The 10,573-nt window shown below is 62.9% G+C and carries 6 protein-coding genes; all 6 read right to left on the reverse strand.

What is annotated here, in order from left to right; genetic code table 11:
- Positions 1-4: 4 nt before the first annotated feature.
- Complete coding sequence (locus ACESMW_RS03950; RefSeq protein WP_372985775.1) at positions 5-469, reverse strand: chemotaxis protein CheW; 465 nt, start codon at positions 467-469, stop codon at positions 5-7.
- Between the two features lie 11 nt (positions 470-480).
- A complete protein-coding gene (locus ACESMW_RS03955; RefSeq protein WP_372985776.1) occupies positions 481-1,533 on the reverse strand; it encodes a chemotaxis protein CheB in 1,053 nt (350 codons plus the stop codon).
- Positions 1,533-8,705 carry an Hpt domain-containing protein gene (locus ACESMW_RS03960; RefSeq protein WP_372985777.1) on the reverse strand — a complete coding sequence of 2,391 codons (7,173 nt, stop codon included), beginning with the start codon at positions 8,703-8,705 and terminating at the stop codon, positions 1,533-1,535. Before ACESMW_RS03960 ends, ACESMW_RS03955 begins: the two co-directional genes overlap by 1 nt.
- Entirely contained in the window at positions 8,695-9,048 is a 354-nt protein-coding gene (locus tag ACESMW_RS03965) for an Hpt domain-containing protein (RefSeq protein ID WP_372985778.1), read from the reverse strand. The genes ACESMW_RS03960 and ACESMW_RS03965 overlap by 11 nt, the downstream gene beginning before the upstream one ends.
- 11 nt (positions 9,049-9,059) lie before the next feature.
- On the reverse strand, positions 9,060-9,959 hold the full coding sequence (locus ACESMW_RS03970) for a CheR family methyltransferase (protein WP_372985779.1): 900 nt from the start codon (positions 9,957-9,959) through the stop codon (positions 9,060-9,062).
- Between the two features lie 27 nt (positions 9,960-9,986).
- Positions 9,987-10,573 (reverse strand): methyl-accepting chemotaxis protein (locus ACESMW_RS03975; protein ID WP_372985780.1); only part of this gene is annotated, 587 nt, incomplete at its 5' end.

A 10,573-nucleotide genomic window follows, 5' to 3' on the forward strand; every position in this document is an offset into this window, starting at 1 on the left:
AGGGTCACTTGCGAAGGGCAGAGCGTGCCAGGGATTCCAGGTATTCCAGGTTGGGAATCCAGGCCTCCTCACTTTCGACCTCGACCTTCATCAGATCCGCCGGCCCGGTGTCGCCCTCGAGCCCGTTCACTTCCGCCTCGGTCAGTCGTGTCTGGCTCGGAATCCCCTGGGTGACCAGCGCCATGAACGGCACTTCATTGTGATGCTCGCCAATGGTGTTCAACACCACGATCCGGCCCCGGTTGTCGCCCGGCACCATCAGGCTGCCGCCGTTGGCCGCATCGTAGGAAATCACCGGCAAATCCAGGCCTCGCCAGTCCAGGTAGCCTACCAGCCAGTCCGGGGTATTGGAGCCGGGCTCCTCGCTGGCGTAGTCCACAACCTCGGCGATGGAAACGTTGGGCAGTAACAATTGCCGACCGGTCATCGGGATCATGACGCAGGGGAGGGTTTGACGGTTTTCGGGCATCGCTTCTGTCCTCAGGCGGAATCGCGTTTCTGCCGGCCTCTGAGCAGGCAGGATTTTTCAATGGTTTTGATCAGCTCCCGGGCCAGTTGCTCGGGAGTTCCGGTAAAGCTGGCGCACCCGGTGGCCGCCACCGAATCCGGCATGGAACTGTTGCCGCAACTGCTGCTTTCCTGGACCCAGATCCGGCTACCAAAGGCTTTGAGAATGGGCGCTGCGAGCGCGCCGTCGTTGCCCATGCCGGAAAACAGGATAGCATGGCAGCGGGCCCGGTAGTGGTCGGCCACATTGAGCAACACCTGGTCGATGGACGGGCCATACGGCCCGGGCCAGGGCTTGTTCACTTCGGTCAGGGCGCCGGTACTGTCCAGCCGCCACTCATGTTCGACCGGCATCAGCACCACATCTCCGTTGCGGACCCGGTAGCCTTCCTGTGCCGCCTTGAGCCGGTAATGGGCATCGCGGCCCAGGACCCGGGTCAGCACCCCGGTGAAATTGTCATCGATGTGCTGGGCGTAGATAAACCCCACAGGCAGCCCCTGGGGCAGGTGATCGAGAAAGGTTTTTACCGCTGCCGGCCCACCCAGGGAGGCTCCGAGAATCCAGACTTCTTCGGCAATGGAGTCCGGCGCCGCAGGTTTGATCCAGTGGGGCAGCTCAGGCTTGCTCTGTGGTGCCGCTGGCTCGTCTTCGAGTTTTTCAAGCGTGGTCTCCGAGTCCAGCTCTTCGAGATGCCCGAGTTGCTTTTCCAGTTTGCCCAGTAGCCGTCGTTCCCAGCGAAAGTATTCAGTGCTACCGGGCTTGGGGGCCTGATCGAGGCCAAACAGGACCGGAGCCTCGGTGTTATCCAGCAGCAGATCGAATAGCGCGGGATGGTCGGCTTCGTCTTCCAGGGTAATCAGCCACAGATCCGCCTCGGGAAACTGCGGCTGGTATTCCAGCCGCTGGGGGTCGCCGCAGAAGGAGACCTCGAGTCCGAACTTGGCCGTTGCCGCCTGCAGCCGGTGTCGCTGCAGGACCACATCGGACACGATCCCGACCCGGGGCCGGCCTCCCTGGCCGGCCATTACTCGGTTCCGGTGAGCCGCTTGATGGTCTCAAGCAGCTCGGTTTCCTGGAACGGTTTGCCGAGGTACTCGTTCACGCCGATGGCCAGGGCCCGCTCGCGGTGCTTCTCGCCGGTCCGGGAGGTAATCATGCAGATCGGCGTTTCCCGCAGGTTGTCGTCGTGGCGGATGAAGCTGGCCACTTCGAAGCCGTCCATTCTCGGCATTTCGATATCGAGCAGGATGATGTCGGGCTTGTGATCCTGCAGCTGGGCAACCGCATCCAGGCCGTCTTTGGCGGTAAGAACTTCCATGCCGTTGCGCTCCAGCAGGCGGGAGGTAACCTTGCGCACGGTAACCGAATCGTCCACCACCATGACGGTGGTGACCTGCTCTTCGTACCGGGCTGCTTCCCGCGCCTTCTCGAGGTTTGCCAGGCGCTGGCGGTCGGACAGGATATCCGAACGCAGCATGGCCGGAAGGTCGAGAATCACCACCACGTTACCATCACCCAGGATGGTGGCACCGGAGACCCCGCGAACGGTGCTGAACTGGGGCCCGAGGGATTTGACCACGATTTCCCGGCTGCCCATCAGGCTGTCCACCTGCAGGGCCATAGGCTGCTCGGCACCCCGTACCAGGATTACCGGAAGCGGCAGTGCCTGACCCTGGAGTTTGGGCTGGTGGTCACTGTTGAGCAGGCTGCCCAGGTATTGCAGACGGTACTGCTGGCCGGCGTATTCGTACATCGGCGCATCCGGCTTGTAATATTCCTCCAGCTCGTAGGTGCTGACCCGCACGATACCTTCGATGGTGTTCAGCGGGATGGCATAGAAGTCCTCGCCGGTGGTCACCATCAGCGCACGGTTGACCGATACCGTGAACGGCAGGCGCACGGTGAAGGTAGTGCCTCGTCCTACTGCGGAGTCGATATCGAGGCTGCCACCGAGTTGCTTGATCTCACTGGCCACCACGTCCATACCGACACCGCGGCCGGAGATCTGGGTGACCTGCTCGGCGGTGGAGAAGCCCGGCTGCAGGATGAACTGCAGGACTTCCCGTTCTGATAGGTCTTCATCGGCCCGGAGCAAACCCTGGCGGATGGCCTTGTCGCGGATGACATGGGAAGGGATGCCCTTACCGTCATCGATCATCCGCAGCACCACGTCGCCCCCTTCCCGGGTCAGGGACAGGGTCACTTCCCCGATTTCGGGTTTGCCGGCGCTCTTGCGGTCTTCCGGCGCTTCGATGCCGTGGTCCAGGGCGTTCCGCAACATGTGCTCCAGCGGCGCAACCATGCGCTCCAGGATATTGCGGTCCATCTCCCCTTCGGCGTTGCGGACATCGAACTCCACCTTCTTGCCGAGCTCGCCGCTGATCTGGCGGACGATCCGGCGCAGGCGGGGCACCATGGAGGCAAACGGAATCATGCGGGTCTTCATCAGACCTTCCTGCAGCTCCGTGTTGATACGGGACTGCTGGACCAGCAGGGTCTCGGTATCCCTGACCCGGTCAGCCATGGTTTCCCGGAGGTCTGCCAGGTCCGAGGAGGATTCCGTCAGGGCCCGAGACAACTGCTGGATGGCTGAGTAGCGGTCCATCTCCAGCGGGTCGAAGTCGTCGCCATAGTCCGGGCCGTGCTCCTGTTCGGCACGGAACAGGATCTGGGCTTCGGTCTCGATCTCCATCCGGCGCAGCTGCTCCCGCAGACGCTCGATGGTCGCGGCCATTTCATCCAGGGTATGGCCGAAGTCGCTGGTCTGCTGCTCCAGTCGGCCACGGGTGATACTGGTTTCACCCGCCAGGTTGACCAGCTCGTCCAGCAGCGGTGCCGAAACCCGGATGGTTTCCTGGACCCGCTGCACTTCCGGAGCTTTCTTCCGGGGCTGGGCTGGCGTTTTCGCCGGTGGCTTTTCCGGTTTCGGTGCCGGGGCTGGCGCCGTCTCGGCCTTGGACTCGGGTGTGGCGGCCGGGGTTTCCTCCGACTTTGACTCGGCACGAGCGGGACCGGTTTCGGCACGGGTCTCCGGCTCGGCTGCACCACCCTCGAAGCGGCGACGGACCTCGGTCACCAGGGCGATGATGACATCGTGATCGTCGGTAATGGCCTGCCACTGGGCGTCGTCCGGCGCGTTGCCGCCCAGATCGATCAACCGGGTCTCGAAGGCATGGGCCTTGTCACCCAGTTCCGTGAGCTGGGCCAGGCGCGCTCCCCCCTTGAGGGTATGCAGGGCCCGCTGGGCTTCCTGGTTGAAATCGTGATTGCCGGGATCTTTCCGCCAGTTCTCGAGTACCTGCTCGAGCTGGTCCATGATTTCGCCGGCTTCTTCCAGGAAGATTTCCAGGACTTCCGGATCGACGGTGTCGGCACTGGCGGTTACAGGTGCCTCGGTGCCGGACTCATCGGTTGACACCTCCGTTCCGAGCGCCCGGAAAGCCTCCACCAGACCGTGGCCGGTTTCCGGCTTATGGCCTTCCTCCAGGGCGGCCAGCATGGTTTTCAGGCTGGCATTGGCCTGTTCACTCAACTCCAGCAGTGCGTGCTGGTTGTTGGCGCCGCCAATCAGGGGATCCAGCGCCTCGGCCCAGGCTTCGGCCAGTTCGGCGATGGGATCAACATCCGAGAGACGGGCTCCGCCCTTGAGGGTATGAAGCTCTTGCTGGAGCTGGGTCACCCCGGACAGTTCCTCTGGTTCATCCTTCCACTGGGCCAGGCATTCATCGATGGCCTCGTGAATTTCCAGACCCTCGTCCAGGAAGATTCCGATCAGGTCGTTGTCGGAAGCCGGCTCCAGGTGTTCCGCCAGACCGGTCTCGGCGCCAGCTACGGGCTGTTGTTCGGACACTTCCGGCGCCGGGGCAGTCGGAGTCTCACCGCGGATGACCGATTCCACCTGGGCCACCAGATCGGTGGCAGGCGGGCAAGGCTTCTGGGTCGCGACCTGCTCAACCATCTGGGCCAGACGATCATGGCAGGCAAACAGCAGGTCCGTCATTTCCTCGGACGCAGCCAGCTGGCCCTCGGCCACTTTCTCGAACAGATCCTCAAGTACGTGGGTGAGATCGCCGATGGCGTTGACGCCGGCCATGCGGGCACCCCCTTTCAGGGTATGCACGTCGCGCTGCAGTTCGGCGGCTACCGAAGTGTCGGACGGGTTCTCGCTCCAGGTATGCAGGGCACTGCCGGTGGAGTTGATCAGGTCATAGGCTTCTTCGAGGAAGATGCCCACCAGCTCCGGATCCAGATGTGAAAGATCAGTCGGACCTTCTTCCTGCGTCTCGCTGGCCGGTTCGCCGGCGGTTTCGTCCGCCGGTGCTGGGGATTCCCCGGGCTGTTGCTCCGGTGCGGGCTCGGCAACATCCGTGACCGGTCGTGAACCTGCGGCACTGCCCATGTAAGCCTGGATCTCGGCGACCAGATCCGGTGCCGGCCTCGGGGTCTCACCGTTTTCCAGGGCCTCCACCATGCCGGCAAGGCGGTCATGGCTGCGGAACAAGAGGTCGGACAGCTGGTCGTTGACTGACAGCCGTTGCTCGGTCAGGCCCTCGAACAGGGTTTCCAGTTCATGGGACAGGTCGCCTACGGCGGGGATGTCGGCCAGGCGGGCGCCGCCCTTGAGGGTGTGCAGATCGCGCTGCAGCAACCTGAGGATATCGAGATTGCCGGTGTTTTCGCTCCAGCTCTGCAGGGCCTCGGCGGTGCTGTCGATCAGGTCGCGGGCTTCTTCAAGGAAGATCTCGGCCAGTTCCTGATCGAGCCCGTCATCCGATTCATCGGTTTCCGGAAGTGGCGGCTGATCGGTTTCAGCCTGCGGTTCCGTCCCGGCTTCAGGCCCGTCCAGGCCGTCAGTGTCGAAGCTCAGGTCAATTTCTTCAAGTTCGTCGTTGAACTGCTGCTCGAAGGCGTCCGGTGTCACGGATGCTTCCGTGCCGGTTGAATCGGCCGGCTCACTCCGGCCTTCGGCCAACGCCTCGATACGAGCCAGCAGCTCGGGATCGGAGCCGGTGGCAAGGCCGGCAGCTACCTGATCCATCATGTTGATCAGTTGCTCATGACCGGCACGGACGGTGGTGAAGAAGTGCTCATCCGGCGCCTGATGGTCATCGGCAACCGCGTCGTAGGTGTTCTTCAGGGCGCCGGCAAGGGCGGAGACATCGGTGAGACCGGCCTCAGCCGAGCCTTCGGTCAGCTGGTCCAGCTCGTTGCGGAGCTGCGCCAGCGGGCCGGTTTCTGTCGGATCGGCTACCCACTGGTCGAGGATCTGTTCGGCGTCAAGGACAATGTCCAGGCCTTCGTTCAGGAACAGACGGACCAGCTGGGATTCGGCCTGTCGGGTTGGCTCTCTGATGTCGCCTTCGGCGGCGGCCCGCAGGGTGGAGCGGCTGATGTTCTCGAGTCTTTCGAGAAATTCGTCGGTGCCCGCCAGTGGCTCTTGCGGGTTCTGCCGAATCTGGGCCAGGCCCCGGGTCAGGAAATCGCAGGCCTGCTCGATCAGGGCGACAACTTCCCGATCAGCCCGCTTGTTCTGAGCACGGGCTTCTTTTACAAAACGCTCGAGGGGAGTGATGACCTCGGCGATGGGCGTGATTCCGGCGGTATGGGCGCTGCCCTTAAGGGTATGCAGGGCCCGGGACAGGTCGTCGGTATAGGGAACGGTGGTCTTGTCGCCGGCGGAGGCCAGGTAGTCCTTCAGGGTTTGCAGATGGGTCTCGGTTTCGCTCTCGAAAATGTCGAGCAGCACCGGATCCACGCCGTTGTCGTCGGCCTCATCCGCTTCGGGAGTAGGCTCTCCGGCTGCTTCGGGCTCCTCTGCGCCGGCTGGCATGGTTCCGGTATCGGGGATCTCGCCATTGGCCAGGGTGTTGGCCCGGGCTTCGAGGGCTGATGTGTCCATGGAAGGCGCACGACGTTTCTCGAAGTCTTCCACCAGTGGCGGCAGTGCCTCGGTGACATCCTGCAGCAGCGCCGCAATGTCGTCGTTCATGAGGATCGAGCCGTCGATGGCACGATTGAGCATGTTCTCCACGGACCAGGCCAGTTCACCCACCACATTGGCGCCCACCATGCGGCCGCTGCCCTTGAGGGTGTGGAAGGCGCGGCGGACTTCCGTAAGCGCACTGCGGTCATCGTGCTGACGCAGCAGCATCGGCAGGTACTCACGGATGGTATCCAGTACTTCTCCGGCCTCTTCGACGAAGATCTCGAGGATTTCGTCATCGATCAGGTCGTCATCGTCGCTTTCGGCCGGCGCTTGCGGTGCAGTGGCAGGTTCCGGTTGCGCCGGTGTCTCGTCAGTGGCCGGGGTTTCGGCCACCGGCGTGGATTCCGGCGCCTGCTCGGCGTCGGTGCGCCGGGTATCGGCCATAGCCTGGGCGCGCTGGATCAGGGTGTCGACCTGGCCGTCCGCCTGGCCTTCCCGGAATTCCTGGATCAGGGTCGGAATCCGCGCGTTGACCTCGTCCACCAGGGTGAACAGCTCGTCGTTCGGTTTGATGGTCTGGTCGATGACCCGGTTGAGCAGGTTCTCCACCGACCAGGCCAGCTCGCCGATGCTGGTGGCGCCCACCATTCGGCCACTGCCCTTGAGGGTGTGGAATGCCCGACGCACTTCGGTCAGGGCTTCACGGTCGTCGTGGTTCTGGCGCAGACGCGGATAGAAATCGTGGATGGTCTCAAGGACTTCCTGGGCTTCCTCAACGAAGATCTCGAGGATCTCGTCGTCAAGCAGGTCTTCGTCGGATTCCTTGGCTTCTTCGGGTGCTGCAGCGGCGGATTCCCCGGCAGGGCTCTCCTCCACCTCGTCCGGCAGTTCAGGCTCCGCTGCCGGCGCGTTCCAGGTGGGCTCGGCACCCACCGGGAAGCCGAGGGAAGCCAGGCTGTCCTCAGCGACCTGCAGCACGGCATCGTTTTCGCTGATACCTTCGGCCAGTCGCTCCAGGTAGTACTCGATACTGGTGACGGCGTCGGCCAGGGTGTCCAGCTGTTTCCAGTCTGGCACCTGTTTGCCACCGAGCAGGACATCGGTGATGTAACGCTCGGCGGATACAAGCATGTCCGCCACGCGATCGAGGGGAATCAGCGCCAGACCGCCGCGGATGCTGTGCAGCAGTTCCGGGACGTGTTCAATTTCGCGGGTATCCCACTGGGACGCGATGAAGTTGACGATGGCGGATTTGACCTGCTCAAGGGTGTTGCGGGATTCCCTCAGCAGGGCAGAGCTGGCCTCGCCCAGTTCCCGGGAGCCCAGGTTGATCGCGTCGCCGGGACGCGCGTCTTCCCGGGACTCAACCTGGCGGTCGGTGTCGAGGCCGGCCAGGCTGGCTTCGACGTACAGCAGGGCGCCGGCAATGTCCATCAAGGTGCCGTCGTCCACCAATTCCATCTGGTCGCTGAGCTTTTCCACCAGCTCGATCTGTTCGGTCACTACCTTGCGGGGAATGCCCAGACCGAGCACGGCGAGGGTGTTGGCCACCTGGCGCAGGCCCGGCAGCAGATCTTCCAGTTCGCTGTTCTGGCGCAGCTCGGAGCGCACGAACAGGTCCAGCTGGTCCTTGAGCTTGGCCAGCTCTTCGTTCAGTGCGCTGACCACAGAATGGATCGCCTCACGGCCCGGCCCGGATACCCGGGTGCGGGCAGCATCGACGTCATCGTCCGATGGCAGAGCCATGTTGAGCTTGTAGTCATTACGCAGGGACTGGACCTGCGGGGTGTCCAGGTCCCGGGCACGGGCCACGTAGTAGAGCAGGTGTTTGAACAGCGCTTCCGGGGCCTGCTGCTGGAGCACATTAGCCTGGCCGTCGGTAAGCAGACGGATCTCGGCATCCAGCTCCCGCAACAGGGATTTGACGGCCGCGTTGACCGGGTTCGCGTGGGCCTGGAGGGTTTCCACGAAGGCGCTGGCGGCTTTCCACAGCTCACCGCGCGGTGTGTTCTGGCACAGGCGGGCGAGCCGCTGGATGACCTTCTGGAGGTAGCTGAACTGGGCATCCAGATCTTCCTCGCGGACCACACCGGCGAGGGCAAACTGGTACATCTGCCGGAGCTTGCGGATATGGCCGAGGACCTTCGGGTCCTGCAGACGCTGGGATGCAGTGCCGCTGACACTCATCTGCGCCCGGCTGAGATCCGGCTTGAACAGCGAGGTATCGGAGAGCAGGGCTTCGCCCCGGGCGGCCCGCAGGTCATTGAGCATGGGCAGCAGCACCATCGCTGCTGGTCAGGTGCTCCAGGTACTGGGGCAGCTGCAGGATGGCCTGCATCAGGATATCAACGGCCTCGTCCACGTTGCTGACGGACTCGTTGAGGATCGCCTGGGTGAGCTTTTCCATCTCTTCGGTGAGCAATGCCGCACCGTAGAGTTCCACCATCTGCAGGGTGCCATGCACCTGATGGAGATAATTCAGGCAGAAGCGCAGGCGCGCGGTGTCGTCACGGTTCTCGACATACGCTTCCAGTGCATGCTGGCCTTGGGTCAGCGTGTCCTGTATTTCTCCCCGAACCCAGTCGAGGGCGATGCTGTCATGGTGATTGCCCATAACCACTCCGGTTATTCTTCGTCGGCCTGGCGTTTGATCCACGCCAGAACATGTTCCGAGGGTACCCGCTGCAGGCCGGGTGGTTGCCAGTCGGTCAACTCACCCTGGCCCAGCACCAGTAATCCCCCCGGTGCCAGTCTTTCTGCTAACCGCTTCACGATCTCCCGCCGGCGCCAGCGGCGGAAGTAGATCAGCAGATTCTGGCAGAAGATGATGTTCATTCCGTGCATGGGTGCGGTGTCCAGATCCAGGACGTTGAGCCTGGTGAAACACACCCGATCGCGGATGTTCTTTACGATTTCGACAGTATTTCGCTCGGCGGGGCGGAAATACCGGTCCTTCAGGACTTCGTCCATACCCAGCAGTTTCCGGGCGCTGAACTGGCCCTTGCCGGCCTTGTCGATGGCGGGCTTGCTGATATCGGACCCGGTGACCCCGAACAATGGCTGCATCCCCAGCTGGTTCATGCACTCGTTGAGTACCATCGCCAGCGTGTAGGGCTCTTCGCCGGTGGAACAGCCGACGCTCCAGGCTTCCAGCGCGCGCTTTCTCAGCTGCTCACGCGGCCGCGTCAGGACATAGTCGGACACCAGCCGAAAGGCGTCGGGATCCCGGAAGAACCGGGTCTCCTGAACGGTCAGCCGGTCCACCAGGGTTGCCCATTCCACCACAGCGTCCGGGCCGGATACGATTTTTTCGTAGTAGGCCTGGAAGCTGCTGCAGCCGATTTCCCGCATCCGGATCCCGATATTGGTTTCCAGGAACGAGCGTCGATCGGCCGACAGGGTTATCCCGGTGCGGTGCTCCAGCAGGGTTTGCCACTGGTGGAACTGCGCCGCATCCATATCCGGAAGGCGGCGCATGGACCAGATACCTTCGGCGGGTGACAGGTTGTCGTGCGTATGCGCCATAAACTGTCAGCTGCCCCGGGCCGTTCTTCAGCCCACCACCGGAACGTCGCTGTCTTCCTCTTGTTCTTCGTCGGCCACGTCCTCTTCCGGCAGGGTGAAGCCGGCAACAGAGGACCTCAGTTCGGACGCCATCTCAGCCAGGTTACCGATAGACTTCGCGGTCGCGTTGGTACCGGACGAGGTCTGAGAGGTGATTTCCTGGATAACGTTCATGGTGTTGGAAATGTGGGCCGCAGAGGATGACTGCTGGCGTGCCGCGTTGGAGATGTTCTGGATCAACTCCGCCAGAGACATGGATACGTTCTCGATTTCCTCGAGGGCAATACCCGCGTCCTGGGCAAGACGGGCACCACGGACCACCTCGGCGGTGGTGTGTTCCATGGAGATAACCGCCTCGTTGGTATCGGACTGGATCGTCTTAACCAGGGCTTCAATCTGTTTGGTTGCAGCAGAGGAACGTTCCGCGAGGCGCTGAACCTCGTCCGCAACCACCGCGAAGCCCCGGCCCGCGTCACCGGCCATGGAGGCCTGGATCGCGGCGTTCAGGGACAGGATGTTGGTCTGGTCGGCGATGTCGTTGATCAGCGATACGATGTCACCGATCTCCTGGGAAG

Source organism: Marinobacter sp. (genome assembly GCF_041690455.1).
GTDB lineage: Bacteria > Pseudomonadota > Gammaproteobacteria > Pseudomonadales > Oleiphilaceae > Marinobacter.

Bases quoted from the DNA above. Each gene is read 5' to 3' on its own strand.
- ACESMW_RS03955 (WP_372985776.1), bottom strand. From the start codon at position 1,533: ATGGCCGGCCAGGGAGGCCGGCCCCGGGTCGGGATCGTGTCCGATGTG.
- ACESMW_RS03960 (WP_372985777.1), bottom strand. From the start codon at position 8,705: ATGCTCAATGACCTGCGGGCCGCCCGGGGCGAAGCCCTGCTCTCCGAT.
- ACESMW_RS03970 (WP_372985779.1), bottom strand. From the start codon at position 9,959: ATGGCGCATACGCACGACAACCTGTCACCCGCCGAAGGTATCTGGTCC.
- ACESMW_RS03950 (WP_372985775.1), bottom strand. From the start codon at position 469: ATGCCCGAAAACCGTCAAACCCTCCCCTGCGTCATGATCCCGATGACC.
- ACESMW_RS03965 (WP_372985778.1), bottom strand. From the start codon at position 9,048: ATGGGCAATCACCATGACAGCATCGCCCTCGACTGGGTTCGGGGAGAA.